Origin of the sequence: Romboutsia sp. 1001285H_161024_C4, from assembly GCF_015550185.1 — a bacterium.
Classification (GTDB): Bacteria; Bacillota; Clostridia; order Peptostreptococcales; family Peptostreptococcaceae; genus Romboutsia_C; species Romboutsia_C hominis.
In genome coordinates this window covers 23,107-40,525 of sequence record NZ_JADNAJ010000013.1, presented here as the reverse complement: position 1 = coordinate 40,525, position 17,419 = coordinate 23,107, and the positions used below count along the sequence as shown (strand labels likewise).

The 17,419-nt window shown below is 26.0% G+C and carries 21 protein-coding genes; 18 read left to right on the top strand and 3 right to left on the bottom strand.

From position 1 onward, the window contains the following. Positions 1–776: 776 nt before the first annotated feature. Positions 777–1,871 (top strand): hypothetical protein, encoded by a 1,095-nt coding sequence (locus tag I1959_RS14210; RefSeq protein ID WP_195238759.1) that lies wholly within the window; start codon positions 777–779, stop codon positions 1,869–1,871. 484 nt (positions 1,872–2,355) lie between these two features. Here I1959_RS14210 and I1959_RS14205 read toward each other — a convergent pair whose 3' ends face one another. Together I1959_RS14205 and I1959_RS14200 are read right to left on the bottom strand one after the other, a co-directional pair. Next, entirely contained in the window at positions 2,356–2,625 is a 270-nt protein-coding gene (locus I1959_RS14205) for a hypothetical protein (RefSeq protein ID WP_195238757.1), read from the bottom strand. 13 nt (positions 2,626–2,638) lie between these two features. Further along, positions 2,639–3,601: a ParM/StbA family protein gene (locus I1959_RS14200; RefSeq protein ID WP_195238755.1), complete on the bottom strand. Its 963-nt coding sequence runs from the start codon at positions 3,599–3,601 to the stop codon at positions 2,639–2,641. Positions 3,602–4,361: 760 nt separating this feature from the next. Between I1959_RS14200 and I1959_RS14195 the strand changes: the two genes are divergently transcribed. After that, positions 4,362–5,423: a hypothetical protein gene (locus tag I1959_RS14195; protein ID WP_195238754.1), complete on the top strand. Its 1,062-nt coding sequence runs from the start codon at positions 4,362–4,364 to the stop codon at positions 5,421–5,423. Between the two features lie 421 nt (positions 5,424–5,844). On the opposite strand, the gene I1959_RS14190 is transcribed toward I1959_RS14195, so the two are convergent. Next, positions 5,845–6,234 carry a helix-turn-helix domain-containing protein gene (locus I1959_RS14190; RefSeq protein WP_195238753.1) on the bottom strand — a complete coding sequence of 130 codons (390 nt, stop codon included), beginning with the start codon at positions 6,232–6,234 and terminating at the stop codon, positions 5,845–5,847. 472 nt (positions 6,235–6,706) lie between these two features. Here I1959_RS14190 and I1959_RS14185 point away from each other — a divergent pair, with 472 nt between their 5' ends. The 16 genes from I1959_RS14185 (at position 6,707) to I1959_RS14110 (ending at position 17,238) form a co-directional block, all read left to right on the top strand. Continuing rightward, positions 6,707–7,219 carry a sigma-70 family RNA polymerase sigma factor gene (locus tag I1959_RS14185; protein WP_195238752.1) on the top strand — a complete coding sequence of 171 codons (513 nt, stop codon included), beginning with the start codon at positions 6,707–6,709 and terminating at the stop codon, positions 7,217–7,219. 32 nt (positions 7,220–7,251) lie between these two features. Beyond that, positions 7,252–7,932, top strand: coding sequence for a hypothetical protein (locus tag I1959_RS14180; protein WP_195238751.1), 681 nt, complete (start codon positions 7,252–7,254; stop codon positions 7,930–7,932). 50 nt (positions 7,933–7,982) lie between these two features. Then, the gene (locus tag I1959_RS14175) at positions 7,983–9,743 is read left to right on the top strand and encodes a hypothetical protein (protein WP_195238750.1); all 1,761 of its coding nucleotides are present in this window, start codon (positions 7,983–7,985) and stop codon (positions 9,741–9,743) included. Positions 9,744–9,798: 55 nt separating this feature from the next. Beyond that, a complete protein-coding gene (locus tag I1959_RS14170; RefSeq protein ID WP_195238749.1) occupies positions 9,799–10,011 on the top strand; it encodes a helix-turn-helix domain-containing protein in 213 nt (70 codons plus the stop codon). Between the two features lie 23 nt (positions 10,012–10,034). Further along, positions 10,035–10,253, top strand: a complete 219-nt coding sequence (locus tag I1959_RS14165; protein ID WP_195238747.1) for a helix-turn-helix domain-containing protein — start codon at positions 10,035–10,037, stop codon at positions 10,251–10,253. Positions 10,254–10,299: 46 nt separating this feature from the next. Further along, the gene (locus I1959_RS14160) at positions 10,300–10,527 is read left to right on the top strand and encodes a DUF6133 family protein (RefSeq protein ID WP_195238745.1); all 228 of its coding nucleotides are present in this window, start codon (positions 10,300–10,302) and stop codon (positions 10,525–10,527) included. 3 nt (positions 10,528–10,530) lie between these two features. Further along, complete coding sequence (locus I1959_RS14155) at positions 10,531–10,968, top strand: prepilin peptidase (protein WP_195238743.1); 438 nt, start codon at positions 10,531–10,533, stop codon at positions 10,966–10,968. A gap of 13 nt (positions 10,969–10,981) precedes the next feature. Next, the gene (cpaB, locus tag I1959_RS14150; RefSeq protein WP_195238742.1) at positions 10,982–11,704 is read left to right on the top strand and encodes a Flp pilus assembly protein CpaB; all 723 of its coding nucleotides are present in this window, start codon (positions 10,982–10,984) and stop codon (positions 11,702–11,704) included. Between the two features lie 19 nt (positions 11,705–11,723). Further along, a complete protein-coding gene (locus tag I1959_RS14145; RefSeq protein ID WP_195238741.1) occupies positions 11,724–12,506 on the top strand; it encodes an AAA family ATPase in 783 nt (260 codons plus the stop codon). Positions 12,507–12,513: 7 nt separating this feature from the next. Then, entirely contained in the window at positions 12,514–13,872 is a 1,359-nt protein-coding gene (locus tag I1959_RS14140; protein ID WP_195238740.1) for a CpaF/VirB11 family protein, read from the top strand. A 4-nt stretch (positions 13,873–13,876) separates the two neighbouring features. Then, positions 13,877–14,821: a type II secretion system F family protein gene (locus I1959_RS14135; RefSeq protein ID WP_195238739.1), complete on the top strand. Its 945-nt coding sequence runs from the start codon at positions 13,877–13,879 to the stop codon at positions 14,819–14,821. A 19-nt stretch (positions 14,822–14,840) separates the two neighbouring features. Continuing rightward, complete coding sequence (locus tag I1959_RS14130) at positions 14,841–15,713, top strand: secretion protein F (protein ID WP_195238738.1); 873 nt, start codon at positions 14,841–14,843, stop codon at positions 15,711–15,713. Positions 15,714–15,725: 12 nt separating this feature from the next. Then, positions 15,726–16,130 carry a DUF4320 family protein gene (locus I1959_RS14125; RefSeq protein WP_195238737.1) on the top strand — a complete coding sequence of 135 codons (405 nt, stop codon included), beginning with the start codon at positions 15,726–15,728 and terminating at the stop codon, positions 16,128–16,130. Then, positions 16,127–16,675: a hypothetical protein gene (locus tag I1959_RS14120; RefSeq protein WP_195238735.1), complete on the top strand. Its 549-nt coding sequence runs from the start codon at positions 16,127–16,129 to the stop codon at positions 16,673–16,675. The genes I1959_RS14125 and I1959_RS14120 overlap by 4 nt, the downstream gene beginning before the upstream one ends. A gap of 113 nt (positions 16,676–16,788) precedes the next feature. Next, positions 16,789–16,950, top strand: a complete 162-nt coding sequence (locus tag I1959_RS14115; protein ID WP_195238733.1) for a hypothetical protein — start codon at positions 16,789–16,791, stop codon at positions 16,948–16,950. A 54-nt stretch (positions 16,951–17,004) separates the two neighbouring features. Then, positions 17,005–17,238 carry a hypothetical protein gene (locus I1959_RS14110; protein WP_195238731.1) on the top strand — a complete coding sequence of 78 codons (234 nt, stop codon included), beginning with the start codon at positions 17,005–17,007 and terminating at the stop codon, positions 17,236–17,238. Positions 17,239–17,419: the final 181 nt, after the last annotated feature.

The following is a 17,419-nucleotide window of genomic DNA, read 5'->3' as shown; positions in this document are numbered from 1 at the left end:
AAAGTAAGGGAGGTAAATGATATGCTGTTGGGGGCAAGAAACTGTAATAATAAAAAATATAAAAATAGGACCATGATACAACTTGTTTGAATCATTGTCCTATTTTTATATTTTTTGATATATCAGCTTTTAGGTTTTTAAGGTTTTGCAACCTTTCGGGTACCCGAAAATAGCAACGAGAGGTCATTAATTATTTAAATGTAGGTGTTTGCTCGTAGATGAAACATCTACATTTAATTTAATTAATAGACCTCTCTAAGCGTTACTTTTTGGGTGAAAGATACAGTTGCCCTAAAAATTAATTTAATATAAACCTTCTTATAATAAGATTTAGAAAGTTTATAAGAACTTAACAACCAAAGAATACACGTTAAAACCATTTATAATGAGTTTTTCTTCACTTAAAGAAAATTTAAATAGAGTAGACATAGATTATATAACTAAAGAAACAAAAGTATTTCAATTATTTAGATCATTGACTAGTTTACTTATTTTTTGCTTAATTTTGATAGAGAATGTAAATTTATGATATAATTAATTATATTAAAAAAGCTACATTGACTGCAATCAAGGTAGCTTTAAAAGGTTTCACAACAAACTGCATAACTAACAGCTATATTTAATAGAGCAGTTGTTATAAAACACTAATCAGACTTTTTAAATTACCTATATTATATACTATAATGTATAAACTATTCAATAGGTATTTAATGAGAGTGTCAAGGTTTGTTTGTGTTCCCTAGTTTAAAAGAATTCTTAATTAGGAGTATATACAAATGAAAATTGAAAACTTAATCTTAGAACATCCGTATAAATACAAAGAGCTATGCGAAGTTCTTGGCATAAAGCCAACAAGTAAAGCAAATAATAGTAGGATAGCTCAATTTAAAGAGCTAGAAAGGTATTGTGATTTTTATAAAGAAGGTCATAAGATATTTATTACTTGTATTAAGGATACTGTAGGTGTGAAAATGGATAAAAGAAAATTAGTTAAGGAAACTGATAAAAGAAAGTTAGGAAATAATAATACACAAGCAAAGTACATAAGATATTTATTATGTAATTTACTAAGTAATTATAATCTTGAACAAGATGAGGTTATAGGTTTTAGTAAAGGATTATTATTAAGAAAATTAAACTTAATCAATGAAAACTATATTAATGCCAAATGTTTGAATGAGAAATATGCAATTTCATTAGGAGTATCGTCTATGGCTGTTGATGAATGTATTGACTATATAGATAATAGAAGTATAAATGCTGTTAAAAAAGCTATTCAAGTCTTAATAACTCAAAAGGCTATAGGCTATAAATATTCTTATACATGGGTTGATAAAAAAGGTATTCATCACCATGCAACAGTATTCGAGCATAATGCTATAATGGAAGCTGAATTTGAAGTAATGGAAAAAATGAATATTAGAAATAAAGGAGTTATTTTTGAATTTGGAAGATGGGAAGAATTTAAAAGAAAAGTAAAAACATATCTATTAGAAGAATATAAGAATTTATTTCCTAGATTCGATTTTTACTATTCAAGTTTTCATTTTCACTACAACATGGAGCAACTCCAAAAACATATGAGATACATGGAAGAAAGACAAGGAATATCTTATCAAGAAGCTAAAAATGGAGTATCAAGTTTAATTTCAACTTCTTTAGATAAAACAATACATAACAATCATAAAAAAGCTATAGAAATAGATACACTTGATAATATTATTGATGAAAAGATAAATTACAGAAAAAGTAAAACATATATTCCAGAGCAAACACTAATTAAAAACTCAATAGTTCATCAAGACTATAAGAAGATCCCTGTAAATGAACAGTTAAAATTTAATATAGATAATGTAGAAATACCATTTTAATAATAAATATATTAGACTAGAGAAATCTAGTCTTTTTTATATAATCTTATATATAAAAAAACCCCATAATTAGGGGTTACTTATATAAATATATACTTGTTTTTTATAAGTAACTCCTATATATGGGGTTTTTTTTGTATCTTCGATTTTAACAACTTACTAACTAAATCTTAAAGTTCCTGTTTATTTTTTAATTAAATGATTACAAAATAATTAGTGTAACAAAATTGCGTTTAATTTGCGTGACAATTAGTGTTCTTTGCTAATTGTTTAGTAGATTAATAAGCAATGCGTTAGCCATTTTTTGATATGCACAATAACATAACAAGTGTATTACATCTATAATTTAATTAACGATAACATTTGTTATACATCTGTTATATAAAAATAAAGTAGATTAATTTATAGCTTAAACATGTTGAAAAGAGTGTTATAGAAACCAACTATAGCACTCTTTATTTCTGATTTAAATTTAAAAGTTGTTTTAATCGGGCATATCATCTTCCATTTGTAATAATTTCTGTTTAAGAAGATCTTCTTGTTGAGGTGTAGAATTTTTAGTTGTATGTTTATCAATTAAATTAGATTGATTAACATTAAAACTTATTTGAGTTAGGCTTTTTAATGCTTTGAATTCAGAAAGTAAACATTCAATAGCTAAATTTCTACTATCCATACCATTAGCATTTTGATAATCTTCTATTAAATCCCAAAAACATTGTTCTATATGTATAGTACTAGATTTTTTAGACAACTAATTCACCTCCCTAAAATCTTCTTTGTGCCGCTTCAAATAAACCTCTTGCTGTTGCCATTTGGGCATCATCTACTATTTTAAACTGTTCATCAAAATTAAGGTTAAGTGCTGTACCTCCTGCAATATATAAGTCCATTTCACTTAGATTAATCCAAATATCTTCTATTCTTTGTGATAAGTTTTCAGATCCTAATTTAAATACCTTTGCTTTTTTATCATTGTAATCATTTGATGAATCTATTTCATTAACATCTTTCGTAATACCTTCAGACATTAAATCACTTTGTACTCTTGCTAATAAAGTTCTATTACCAAACTCTATAGTTGTAGATTTCTTATCATTAAATGCAAAGTTTTTATCAAAGAAAGATAACTCTGATGATCTAAAGCCTATAGTAGCTAAACCTATTGGTCTTTCTGTATTTATATTTCCTCCTAAAGCATGTAATACAGCCGCATCTGCTTCTCTTAAAATTGATATATCTACTATTTGAATTTCTTTTGTAGCTCCAGTAATTCTATCTTTTACTTTAAATATATGTCCTTTATAAGTATCTAAAACTTCTTTAAGTACTGATTTTCTATAGCTCTTATATGGTACACCTACCATTATTTTAACTTTATTTTTAACTGCTATATCATTTAAAGTCGAAGCTAATAAAACTCTAACTGTTTCACTTATTTTACTATCTTTAGAATTTCTTATTGGTGCTTGTGATTCTTTCTCTGCTAATAATCCTATAAAATATCTTTCGTTTTCAAATTCTATGTATCTTGGTTTCTCTATGCTAGGATTATCAGAAACCATAATATTTTCAGGATTATGAACTTTGTTAAAATCTGATAAATCTATATCTCTACCATCACCTATAACTGATTTAAACTTAGTTTGATGGATTGATCCATCAACCTCACTATATGCTTTTACATATCCACGACCACAATCAAATCCTATTTCTTGTATATTTTCCATATCTATCTCCACCTTTTATTTTTTAATTAACATCTTGTTGAGATGTTGTTTATCATACTTTAATTATACTTCTTGATTAACAACATGTCAACAATATATTAACAACTTTTTCTAATTTTATAAAATTTTTAGTTAATATCTTGTTAAGATATTGTTAATAATATTGAATTTATACTTTTTAATTAACAACATGTCAACAATATATTAACGATATTTTAAGTCTAAAGATAATTATCAGTTGATATTTTGTGAAGATAGTATCTATATATTAGATAAAAAGATCAATTTGATTATATAGTTTAAAAATCTATTAATAAGATTTGTATATAATAGGCTAAATATCCTATTATATGCCTTTATAAGAGAATAAAAAAAGAATGTGATACTTATTTTACTTAACAAGTATCACATTCATATATGAGCCAAATATTTAGTTTAGACAATATAAACGTATAAATATTTATATTTGACAATTTTATCCTAGGCATTTATTATTAACTTAAAATCAAACAACAAAAAAGCCTACCTTTTAACAATTTAAGTTGCCGCTTAAAAAGTTAAATGCTAAGTGATCTAATACTAATAGAAGGCACATATAGCTTGGTAGACATATTTTGAACTTTAACATATTTAATTACAATTATAATACCATAAATTGTTCATTAATTCAATTCTATTAGGATAATTCCAGTTCAAAATCTGTCTCCTTGCCTTTTTATATAGTATAGTATCAAGGCTTTTTCTTTAGGAGGGAATGTCAATGAAATATACAATAGAAGGATTTAATCAAAGAAATGCTATAAGTATGGGATTAAATAGCGAGGATTTAGTCTTATTAAGATGGTTTGTAGACTTTAAAAATACAAATGATATGAAAAAAATATATTTAAATGAAGTTAATGACATGGGTTATTGGGTTAGCTATAGTTATTTAATTCAAGAGCTACCTATTCTTTTTTCTTTACATCCTAGTCAAACCTTAGAGGATTATAATTCTTTAACAGCTAAAGAAAAAATGGAACTTGATAAAAAATATATAAAAGCCTGTAAACAAAAAATTAAAAGAATGTTAAGTGGTAATTTATCAAAAGTATTATTAAGAAATAAATCTACAGAAAGAAATAGCGACGGAAAGGTAAAAAGTGATATATATATTCATTTAAATCCAACTGTCTTTAAGTTATTAATAAGTGATGATATAACCGAAGTACAAAAATGTACTACGGCAACCGAGGTACAAAAATGTACTACGGTAACCGAAGTACAAAAATGTACGATATATCCTTCTACTATTAATACTTATCCTTCTACTACAACGTTAAAGAAAAAATCTAAAGATTTTAGTAGTGATAATAAAAATGAAAATATAGTTTTAATAGAATCAAAAACACATTTAAAATTAGATTCTAAATATAAAATTAATAAAGCATCTAAATGGGATATAGAAAGATTAACAAAAGCTATAGGTATATTTATAGAAAATGAAGGTCAATATTTTTCTTTATTAGAAAAAATATATAAAGATGATAAAAACTTTGTACCTAAAAAAGATAAAAAGTTTAATTCAAAATTAGATGAATATAACGATAGATGCAATATGACTATAGAAGTTGATGGAAAACTTGTTAATACAAAAGAACTAGGTGAGGATTTGAATAGATTAATAGAAGAAAGAAACTCTAACAGTAATCAGTTTGGAAATTTAGTTAAAAATTGTATTGAAAGTGAATTTTATTATAATAATTTATCACCAAGAACAAAGCAAAATGTAACTAAATATATATTAGAAAATTACAAGGAAGTGCCTAATTGGATTAGATAAATGAGTTACAAGAGATATACTTTATTAAAATTAAAAGTAATGAAGTATATTTCAATGAACAACTTTATACTAAAACATAGATGAAAATATCCGTAAATATAAAATATACCAAAAATTAGAAATCTAAATACTTATAAAAAATTAATATATGAAATTAAATATACATAAATAAAAAATAGTACTTACATTATTGAATTTAAGTACTATTTTTCCACAAAATTAGAAATGTTTTTAATATCAATATTTTACATAACGGAATTACTTTATAATAAGACTATAAAGACATATTAATTAATATTAAAAACTTTATTTAATTAATATATTGAATAATTTATTAAGTTGTCTTTCCTAGATTTCTAAAATTCCTATATTTCTAAATTAAAATGAGAAGCTCTATATTGCCAACGTAGAGCTTTTTATTTTAAACATTTCTATCTTCATTACACTCATCTTCTGTAATTTCTATAGATTTAAAAATTTCTCTTTTGGCATCATCAATTTTTCCGTTAAATTCTTTATTAAAATTAATAAACTCTTTTTTAAGATCATCTAATCTTTTATCTACAAAATCTTTAAAATCTAGAGAATTTTTATTAGGATTTTTTTCTATATCTCCATAAACTAGATCATCTAAGGAACAATTAAATGCTTCTGCTACAGCAATTACAATATGAAAACTAGGATAACAACCATTTTCATACTTAGATATGCTTTGTTTTGAAACATTTATAACTTTACTTAATTCAGTCATAGACATTCCATACATTTTTCGTAAGTTTCGTAAGTTTTTAGCAAATTGTATTTCTTTCAATTCAATCACCGCCCTCCTAGAAGTATATTTTACAACTATCTAGTGTAATAATGAATGTAATATTTACCCAATTAGGTATATTTTATAACTATAAATACGAAAATGAATGTAATATTTATTCAATTAAGTCTATTTTATAATGATTTAATACAATAATGAACGTAATATTTGATTAATATTGCAAAGTACACAAATTTTTACCGAATATAATATTTAAAAATAGTTGACAAGTTGACAGATTGAATGATAGGATATAGGTATTAAATACAAAAGTACACAAAAATTTACCGATAAAAAAGGCTCAAAATAGTTGACAAGTTGACAGAGTAAATGCTATTATGTACACATAAAAAAGTATTTAATGAAAAGCAAATAATTTAAAGAAATTTAAGCGAATAAAAAAATGTTACCTTTAAGATGACACTTTTTGAAAATTTGCATAAATATATACTTTTTTAGGGGTGATCAAATTTTGAAGAATAAAGTTAGAGAATTATACATAAAAGGCTATTCAGCTAGAGCGATAGCTGAAAAATTACAAAAGAGTGAAGGCTCTATAAAGATGCTAATTAATCGTAACTTTAAAGACTTTAAAAAGGTTCACGAGGAACAAAAGAAGATTAGAGAAGGATTAAAAAAATTAAATAAACTTGAATTTATTAAGGCTAAGTATATCGAAGGATATAATGCCAAAGAAATTGCTACTATATTGGGTGAATCACATGGTCATATAAGAAATTATATAAGTCAAAATTTAAAAAAATATAGTTTTGAACATAGAAAAGCTAGAGATTTAAACAAAAATATAAAAAAAGTAGTAAGAAGTATGAACAATTCATTTATGAGTGATGCTTCTCTTTTAAAACAAAATAGACAGAGTTTTAAATATGATAAAAATTACAATATAGAATTTGATGAAGAAACTAGATCAGCTAGACCAGATGATGTTCCAAAAAAATTCTATAGAAGAAATAGTATTATGTAGTAATAGTAAAAAAAGAATAAGGGGATAAAACAATGATAAAAAGAAAAAAGATAATTATAAGTAGTGTTTTAGTAGTAGCCCTAGGTTTAGGGGGAGCATTTTTAATGTCTAAGAAAAATCAACCTAAACATGAAAATAAATCAAAACAAACATTAGTAAAAGATGATGATAATAAGAAAAAAGAAGAAGCTGAAAAAAAAGCATCTGAAAATAATAAAGAAGCCACAAAAAAGGAAGAAACTAATAATAAAGAAGTAAATAACACTAAAAGCTCACAGAGCTCATCAAATAATACTTCAAGTAAAGTAGCTCATAGTAATAGTGAAATTAGTAAATCTCAAAAGAAAGAAACTATAAATAATAATACAACTGAAAGACATAATACAGTTGCTAAAAAGAAAGAAACTGTAAATAATAATACAACTGAAAGACATAATACAGTTACTAAAAAGAAAGAAACTGTAAATAATAATACAACTGAAAGACACAATACAGCTACTAAAAAGAAAGAGCAGACACAAAGCTCTACAAATAATAATAAGGCAGTTAAAAAGCCTGTTGTAGAAGTTGTAAAGCCACAACCAAAACCTCAACACAATAATAATGATGATCTTGGATTTAGTGATGATGAAATAGTTCAAGGTAATGGAAGTTCAAGTAAAGTCATTAGTGGTGGAGAAGGAAGTTTAGATAAACAAGTGGGTGAAATGTAAAGCATGATTAATTCATGCTTTTTTTAATGTAAAATTAAGGAGTGATTCTATTGAAAAGAGTTTTTAGCATGATATTAGTTGTACTAACTATTATATCATCTTCAATTACTGTATTTTCTGCCAATGGAGATGGAAATATGGATAGTGGAAGTGGTGGTGGTACAGGAAGTGGAACAAGGTTAAATAAATGGAGATATGGTGATGATGGAGTTCGTGCTAGTATAGTAGAAATATCTACACAAAAAGTTGTTAGAACTCCGATTGATTTTTCAAATAAGGATAGATCAGATATAGAATATGACTTTGGTAAAGTAAGTAAAATTGACTATAGGAATGGAGCAAAACTTAAATTACATAGAAATTCTTATAATAGTATCACTATATCTCCAAAAATGCCTATAATTATAAATTCAAGTGGTAAAAATGACTTACCAGCAATAAAAAGATATTTTACATCAGAATGGATGGTTAAAAGAATAGCAGAAGAAGCTAATATGCCTTATGATGAAATTGTAAGTGGGAAATATAAACTTTTAATAGAACCGATTGTTTATTTAACATACAAAGGTAAAAGATTTGCCATGACATCACATGAAGCAGCTATGTATAATGAGAAAATGAATAATGACATAGTATACAAGTTTCAAAGTATTACTCATAGAGCTTTACCTCTTGGAATGTTTTTAGAGAAGCCAGATTTAGGATTTCCCTCATATACAGGAGCAAGAAATAAGCCTCAAAAGGATTGGGTAATTAAAGCTCAACTAGGATTAGGGATAGTAAGGTTTAAAGAATATGTTGCACCTATACCACCAAAACCACCTACACCACCAAAACCAAATATTACGGTAGATAATGGCAATTATGATTATAGAGCTGATACAGATGTTATTACAAGTTTTAAAATAAACAGCACTACAGAGATAGGAAATGATAATGCTATTACAGTAACATTCCATATATTAGGTAGAGATTATACCGTAAATAACATTGTAATACCTTCTAATTCAAATCAATTAGTTTGGGTTAAGTGGCATACCCCTAAAACTCCACAGAGCTTAAACATAGGAGTTAGTATATCTAATGCTAATGTAAGTAGCACAAATATAAAAGCTAACATACATGATTTAAAAGAAGTAACACCTCCCGATCCAAAACCTAGAGATAGAAATGATAACTTTAGATTGCCTATGATACCAAATCATGGGAACAATACATCTGCTACATGGAGCAAATGGATATGTAATTGGAAGCCTAATAAACAATATGTGGTTTATGGCTATGATGAAAATGGAAATGAACTTGGAATGACGATAGATAAAGGCTATTGGGAGTTTTCAAAAATAAATTATAGTACTAACTTAAATGCAAATATGGATTTAGTACCAGGACTTAGAACTCCTACAGCTAAAAAAAATGGAAATGAATATGAAATGAAAAGTGGTTATGGAGTTAATTTAAAATTAAATACAGATGTTTCTTACAATTGTACAAGCAATGATATAACATCAGCTCAAAATGTAATAACTACTTTTTCAGAATTTAAGTATGATACTTACAATAGGATATTAGAAAAAACTATAAATAATGGCTTTAAATCACAATTTGAGTTCAAGAAAAATAAGTATTCCACTTATAATGATAGAACTCATTTTACTCCGATTTGGTATCCTAACCAATTAAATTACATAGTCAATGCAGAGATAATAGATGTATGGACACCAGTTGGAATGTTAAGAGCTAATCTAAATGACAGAATACTTATAGACGGAAATTTACACCAAGACAGACATATATCAATTATGAAATAAAGAAAAGCATATCTAAATGATATGCTTTTTTTTATATAAAAATGAGGTGAAAATTTTGAGAAAAAGGTATGTAGGTCATAATTTAAGAGCATTAAGAAAGAAACATAAAAAGACAGTTAAAGAAGTTTCAAAGGAAACAGGATTAGCAATTTCAACTATAGAGGACATAGAAGATGAAATCTCATTTTCAAATTATATAGATACAATAGTAAAACTTAGTAATTATTTTGAGGTTAGAGTACACGATTTTGTTTATAAAAAATTTTAAAAATTAAGAGTAGGTGATAGTAAATGAAATATATGCTTGCAGAAAATCTAAAGCAATTTAAAGAAATAAATAATTTAAGTTTTAGAGAATTAGCAAAAATTTTAAAAGTAAGCTATGCAATCCTTGAAAAGCTTGTAAATAAGAAAAGAGAAACAGCAAAACTAGATGTTATATGCAGAGTTGCAGAAGGATTAGATGTTGAATTAGACGATTTATTGTTTAAAAATATATATTCCAATTAATATATATTTCAAATATAAAAATCAAAAAAGTAAGGAGAGTATGATTATGAGAGAATTATGTGTGAAAGGATTCTTATTTAAGGAAAAAGCAAAAAATATATTAGTAAATAGTTTTAAATCAAAGAAAGGTAACTATGTAGATGAAGGAGTCAAAGTCTTAATTGCTATAGTTATAGGAGCATTACTATTAGGTGGGTTATATATGATATTTAAAGATACTATAATTCCAACAGTTCAAAATAAAATACAAGGAATGTTTGACTACAAAGGATAAGGAATGATTTTAACCATTAATAATATAATCCTTATTGCATATGTAGTAATAGCTTTAGTAGCTAGTATTCAAGATATAAGAACTAGAGAAATTAGTGATATAGTGCATATATTGATAATAGCTATATCAATTCTAAAATTAATGATGGGAATTGATATTTTTAATATAATCGAAAAAGTTATAGGAGCTTTTATTGGAGCAACTGAATTTATTTTACCTAACTTTGTAAAAAAAGATGGTATAGGTGGAGCAGATATAAAGTTTATGTTTGCAAGTGGATTACTATTAGGTGCAGAAAAAATAATAATGGCAACTATTATAGGTATAATAGTTGTTATTATTTTTGCCATTTTTAATAAGGTGATCTTAAAGAAAAATTTAGAAGGTATACCATTAATACCATTTTTAGCATTAGGTTGTATTAGTACATTTTTTATTTAAAAGGAGAATACATATGTCATTTAAAAAAAGTAGAACAACTACAGGAGTAATTGCAATTGTTATAGCATCTACTCTATGTTTTATAATTGCACCAATCTATAATAAATCACTTGAAAAGCCAATAAAGGTTGTTCAAGTAACAAGTGATATAAGTAGAGGTGAGAAAATTACATCTGATAACGTCAAAATTGTTGAAACTACACAAAAATATGCACCTTCAACGGCTGTAAGTGAAAAAGATGCTATGGGTAAATATGCTGTAGTTGATATGGTAAAAGAAGATGTAGTTTTACAGAAAAAACTTTCTAAGAATAAATTATCAGAAGATAAATATTTATATGGACTGAATGGGGATGAACAGGCAATATCTTTTACAATTAAAAACTTTGCAAGTGGACTTTCGGGAAAACTTGAAACAGGAGATATAATTTCAGTTATTGCAACAACAGAAGATGAACATGGCAACGAAGATACTTATACACCTAAAGAGCTTACATATCTAAAAGTTTTAGCAACAACAAATAGTGTTGGTAAAGATAAAAAAGAAGGTGAGAAAAGATCAGACGATCAGCAACAGTTACCTGTTACAATTACTGTCTTAGCAAATCAAAGACAAGCTGAACTTATAGCAAAGCTTGAAGCAACAAGTAAAATGCACGTATCACTAGCATTTAGAGGAACTGAAAAAGAAGGGTTAGATTACTTAAATAAGCAAAATAGTATGTTAAATGATTAAAAATTAGGAGTGAATTAAAATGGGAAAAGTCATAGCTATATGGGGATCCCCAAATAGTGGAAAAACAACATTAAGTATTAAATTAGCAAAACAGATATCAAAACAAAATAGTGTTATTGTTTTATTTACGGATATTTTAGCACCAGTTATCCCAACTCTAAAAGATGATATAGATACTAAAAGATCATTAGGTAATGTATTATCTGTAGCAACATTATCAAATGATATAATTTTAAAAAATTGTATAGAAGTAGATAAGATTAAAAATATAGCCTTTTTAGGATACACACAAGGAGAAAATGTATTTACATATCCTCAATATACAGATGAAAGAGTTAAAGAGCTAATAGATCATTTAAAGGCTTTAGCAGATTATGTAATAATTGATACCTCTAGTAATTTTATAAATGATTTAATTACAATATCGGCTTTAGAAGTTTCAGATAAAGTTTTAAGAGTAAACTCAGCTGAGTTAAAGAATATATCATATTTTGACTCATACTTACCGCTTTTAATTGATAAGAGATTTAAAAGTGATAGTCATATAAATATACTATCTAATTCAAGACTTGATGATGCACAAGATGAATTAAAAGATATATATAATATAAAGGCAACTATAGAATATAGTGATGAAATACGAGAGCAAGGTTTATGTAGTGAATTATTATCGAATCTAAGTTCAAAAGAGCAAGATAAATTAAGTTTAAATCTAAACAAAATAATATCTATGATAAATAATTGTGAAAATGAAGGAGTAAAAAAGAAAGGTTTCTTTAGTAGATTTAGAAAAGGAGCATAAAAAATTTATGGATTTATTAGGTGGTAAAAATTTAAATGTTGTAAATAATAAAAATTTTTTTAGTACAAATGAAAAATACAATTTTAGAGAAGTACTTGAAGAAGTTCAAAGTTTTATATCAAATAAGTATTCAAGTTTATTAAGAGATAGTGAAGATAAGAGTATTCAGATTAAATTATATATAAAGCAATTTTTAATTAGTAAAAAAATTGAGGTAGGTAATCTATCACAAGACGAATTAGTAAATAAGCTTTATAGAGATATGGCTGAATACTCTTTTTTAACAGAGTATTTAAATAGGGATGATATAGAAGAAATAAATATAAATGCTTGGAATGATATAAAGATACTTTATTCAAATGGAGAGGTAAAGCCTAGTGATGAAATATTTATATCATCAGACCATGCAGTTGACGTTGTAAGACGTTTACTTAGAAAATCTAATATGATACTAGATAACTCAAATCCTACCGTTAGGGGGCATTTATCAAAGAATATTAGAATAACAGTTCTTGGTAGAGGTGTTATAGATGATGATAGAGGAGTTGTTGCATCTATAAGAATAGTTAATCCTAAAAAATTAGGAAAAGATGATTTTATTAAAAATGAAACAGGCTCTAGTGAAATGATAGAATCAATAGAACAGTTTTTCAAATATGGAGTTAGTATGTGTATTACAGGATCAACTAATAGTGGAAAAACTACTTTAATGGCTTGGCTATTAACTACTATTTCAGATGATAAGAGAATTTTTACGATAGAGAATGATACAAGAGAATTTGATTTAGTTAAAAAAGATAAAGATGGAAAGATAATAAATAATGTAATCCATACAGTAACTAGACATAGTGAGGATAAAAATAAAAATATAGATCAAGAAAAATTGCTTGAAATGGCTTTAACTTCTAATCCCGATTATATATGTGTAGGAGAAATGAAGGGGAGTGAGTCCTTTTCTTCACAGGAAGCAGCAAGAACTGGACATACTGTTATAACTACAACTCATGCTAATAGTTGTGATGCTACATATTCAAGAATGGTTACTCTTTGTAAAACTAAATACGACATGGAAGATAAAACTTTATATGAGCTTGTAACGGAAGCATTTCCTATAGTAGTTTTCATAAAAAGACTTGAAGATAATTCAAGAAAAATTATGGAGATTAAAGAATGTATAATACATGAAAATGGAAAAAGGGAAAAACAAACTTTATTTAAGTATGAAATTACTTCATCACAAAAAATAAATGGAAAGACCCAAATTACAGGAGAATTTAAGAAAGTAAATAACATATCAAAACAATTACAAAAAAGATTATTGGAGAATGGTATGCCAATAAATGATTTAAACAAATTAGTGAGGTAAAAACATGAATTTAATATTATTAACTTCATTTTTCATATTTATATTTGGTATTTTTAAAATACTGAATATATCAATATCTGATTTTATATTAGATATTTTTAATTTATTTGAAAGTAAAAATGAAACTTTACATAATAAAATTAAACTTGCAAATTCAAATAAAAAAGATAAATGGATAGTATCTCTTATAAAACAAACTAAAGAAATTTTAGAATATACAAATAAAACAGATCAGTTTTCTAAGGTATGTATAGGAGCAACTATAAGTATGGTAATAGGTATATACATAGCTGTATATATTAAAAATTATTTTTTAATTCCTGTCTTAGCAATAGGATTTTTAACATTACCATTTCAGTATATAAAACTAACATCTATCTCTTATAAAAGGGCAATAACAAAAGAGCTAGAGGTTTCTTTATCAGTAATAACAACAGCTTACATTAGAAGTGAAAATATAATACAAGCAGTAGAAGAAACAATAAATTATATTAAACCTCCTATCAATAAAGTATTTAGTGAGTTTTTAATTGAAACTGAATATATAAATTCAGATGTATCTAAATCACTTTTAAAATTAAAAGATAAGATAAATGATGAAATATTCCATGAGTGGATTAATGCTGTGGTCGCTTGCCAAGAAAATATAGAATTAAAAAATACTTTAAGTCCAATAGTAACTAAACTTTCAAAATTAACCCTTTTATCAACAGAGGTAAATAATAATCTATATGATCCGTTAAAAGAGTTTGCTATTATGCTACTTTTAGTCTACGGAAATATACCTCTTTTTTATGTCATAAATAAGACTTGGTATAAGTGCTTAATGGATACAATACCAGGAAAATTAACTTTATTTGTGGTAGTTTTATTAACTTTTATATGCTTTACAGGAATTATTAAGCTAACAAGACCAATAGACTCATCAATTTTAGAAGAAGGGAAATAAGTAAGAAAGGAATTTAAAAATGCTAATTATATTTTTTACATTAACAGCAATAGGAATATATTTGATATTAGCAGATATATTTAAAATCTCAAGACTAAAGAAAAAAGTAACTTTAGTAAACTTAACTAAGAGGAATAGAAAGAAAAAGAATACTAAGAGCCTAGAGGTTTTATTATTAGAATATGCTACAAAACTTTCAAAGTATATAAAATTAAATGAATATAACAAAGAGAAACTATCAATGATTTTAAGATCAGCTCAAATCAAAGTTAGTCCAGAGGTTTATGTAGCTGATGTTTATATAAAAACAGGAATTATGGTTTTTATTTCAGCTATAGTTTTTTTTATAGCTCCATTATTGAGTATAGTATTCTTAGTAATTTCAGTAGTAGTTTATATTAAAGAATATGGAAAAGCAGAGGAAATTTTGAGAAAGAAAAAAGCAAAAATTGAATGTGAACTTCCTCGATTCGCTATGACAATAGAACAAGAGTTAGAAACAGATAGAGATGTATTAAGGATATTAGAAAACTATCAAAAGTATTCAAATTCTTCTAATTTAGGAAGTGAGTTAGAAATAACAGTTGCAGATATGAGGTCAGGCTCTTATGAGGAAGCATTAAGACGTTTTGAAACTAGAATAGGTAGTTCTGCATTATCGGAAGTAATCAGAGGGCTTACAGGGGTTTTAAATGGAAATGACGAAACTTTGTATTTCAGAGTTCTAGCAAATAATTTAGCAGAATTGGAGTACCAAAGATTAAGAGGTATAGCCTTAAAAAGACCTCAAAAAATAAAGAAATATTCAGCTATAATGCTAGGGTGCATGATGCTTATATATGCTGTTGTACTTGGGTATGAGATTGTTAATGGAATTTCTAATATGTTTTAGATAGGTGGTTATATGAAGATATTAAAAAACAAAAAAGGTCAAGGTTATATTGATGTAGCAGTAATGGTTTTAGTTTTTGCTTTAGTAATGGCATTTGCATTAAGTGTATTCCCTGTTTTTGTTGCAAAAAGCAATTTAAACAAGTTTGCAAGTGAAGTTGTTAGAGAAGCAGAAACAACAGGACAAATTGGGAGTTCAGTTCAAGATAGAATCAATAAACTCAAAAAAGATTTAGAAAATGTAGACTCTGTAGATTGGAAAGTAAATTATATATATGGGACAAATAAAATACAGCTAGGTGATCCAATTGAAGTTACAGTTAAAAAGAATGTTAATATAGGATTTTTTAAATTTGGGTCATTCCCTATACCATTACAAAGTAAAGATAGTGGATTTAGTGAGGTGTATTGGAAGTGATAAAAGAGATAATAAAAGATAAAAAAGGAAATGGATTAATTTTAAGCTGCGTAGTTGTACTAGCATTGTCTATAATCTTCTTTTTTATAGCTGAACATTCAAGAACACAAATGACTATATCAAGTGTTAGAGATGGTCTAGAAAGTGTTGCAACTAATATTTCGACTAATAATTGCGACTCTATATATCAATCTCAAAGAGAAGGATATTTTACATCAAATATATTAGAAAATGATAAATGGCAACCTAAAATTGATAAATCTAATTTAGATATATTCTTAAAAGAAACTTTAGGAGCAAAAAAAGAAGGTAATATTTATGTAAAAAGAAAGAAAGATGGTCAAATTGATTTTAAACTATCAGATGTAAAAATTAATATTACTAATCCAAAATTAGCTCCAAATAATCAAGAAAAAAATAAATCAACTTTCACCGTTGAAGTAACAGGAAATTTAGAAGTTCATAAGATGTTTTCGGTATTTTCAGATACAAAAAATGTGAATGTTAATGTAGGAAGTAAAGTTGGCTATATGCCAAAGTTTTAATTAAGGAAGAAGCAAAAATGAATAAAATATATAGAAATAGCAAGAGCTTTTCAATTATTTATTTTTTGATAGGCTCTTGCTATTTCTATATATAAGTGAGAGAGGTGATAAGAATGGCTGTAGATAAAGATTTAAAAGAACTTGCATCAACTATATTAAAAATAAGTGGTAAGGATCATGATACATGGTTAACTGAACAATACCAAACTTTAATAAATAATAGTGCAAAGTTAATAACTCAAAGTTTAAAGGCAAATGCAGATATACAACAGTAGACATAAGAACATCATATTTAATTAAAAGAATCATAAGAAAGAAGGAATTAAAAAATGCCAATAAATAACGTAGCAAATTTAATGTATGAAGTTGTTTCATGGGGCAAGATGCTTGCAGTTCCAGGAGCAACTATAGCACTTATAGTAGGTGGCTCACTATTCTTCTTTAGTGGAAAGAATGGATTTGAAAAAGCAAAACCTTGGTTAATAGGTGCTTTTGTAGGATTAATATTTACTTTAGGTGCTAATGGTTTTACTGAATTCTTAAAAAATAAAATTACATTTTAAAAATGGAATTGAATACATGATTAAAACCATAATTAATGATCTATTTAATATTATAATGAGTTGGCTAAAATTCTAGTCAGCTCATTATAGTTAAAAAGTAAATAAACTAAATTTAATTATAAATAAAAGAATTTATAGTTAAATTTACTTTATTTATTTTTAGTTAAAATTTAGAAAGGGA

Coding starts and splice junctions, on each gene's coding strand:
- I1959_RS14145 (WP_195238741.1), top strand. CDS start 11,724: ATGGGAAAAGTCATAGCTATATGGGGATCCCCAAATAGTGGAAAAACA.
- I1959_RS14155 (WP_195238743.1), top strand. CDS start 10,531: ATGATTTTAACCATTAATAATATAATCCTTATTGCATATGTAGTAATA.
- I1959_RS14125 (WP_195238737.1), top strand. CDS start 15,726: ATGAAGATATTAAAAAACAAAAAAGGTCAAGGTTATATTGATGTAGCA.
- I1959_RS14180 (WP_195238751.1), top strand. CDS start 7,252: ATGATAAAAAGAAAAAAGATAATTATAAGTAGTGTTTTAGTAGTAGCC.
- I1959_RS14195 (WP_195238754.1), top strand. CDS start 4,362: ATGAAATATACAATAGAAGGATTTAATCAAAGAAATGCTATAAGTATG.
- I1959_RS14115 (WP_195238733.1), top strand. CDS start 16,789: ATGGCTGTAGATAAAGATTTAAAAGAACTTGCATCAACTATATTAAAA.
- I1959_RS14160 (WP_195238745.1), top strand. CDS start 10,300: ATGAGAGAATTATGTGTGAAAGGATTCTTATTTAAGGAAAAAGCAAAA.
- I1959_RS14140 (WP_195238740.1), top strand. CDS start 12,514: ATGGATTTATTAGGTGGTAAAAATTTAAATGTTGTAAATAATAAAAAT.
- I1959_RS14165 (WP_195238747.1), top strand. CDS start 10,035: ATGAAATATATGCTTGCAGAAAATCTAAAGCAATTTAAAGAAATAAAT.
- I1959_RS14135 (WP_195238739.1), top strand. CDS start 13,877: ATGAATTTAATATTATTAACTTCATTTTTCATATTTATATTTGGTATT.
- I1959_RS14200 (WP_195238755.1), bottom strand. CDS start 3,601: ATGGAAAATATACAAGAAATAGGATTTGATTGTGGTCGTGGATATGTA.
- I1959_RS14130 (WP_195238738.1), top strand. CDS start 14,841: ATGCTAATTATATTTTTTACATTAACAGCAATAGGAATATATTTGATA.
- I1959_RS14210 (WP_195238759.1), top strand. CDS start 777: ATGAAAATTGAAAACTTAATCTTAGAACATCCGTATAAATACAAAGAG.
- I1959_RS14110 (WP_195238731.1), top strand. CDS start 17,005: ATGCCAATAAATAACGTAGCAAATTTAATGTATGAAGTTGTTTCATGG.
- cpaB (WP_195238742.1), top strand. CDS start 10,982: ATGTCATTTAAAAAAAGTAGAACAACTACAGGAGTAATTGCAATTGTT.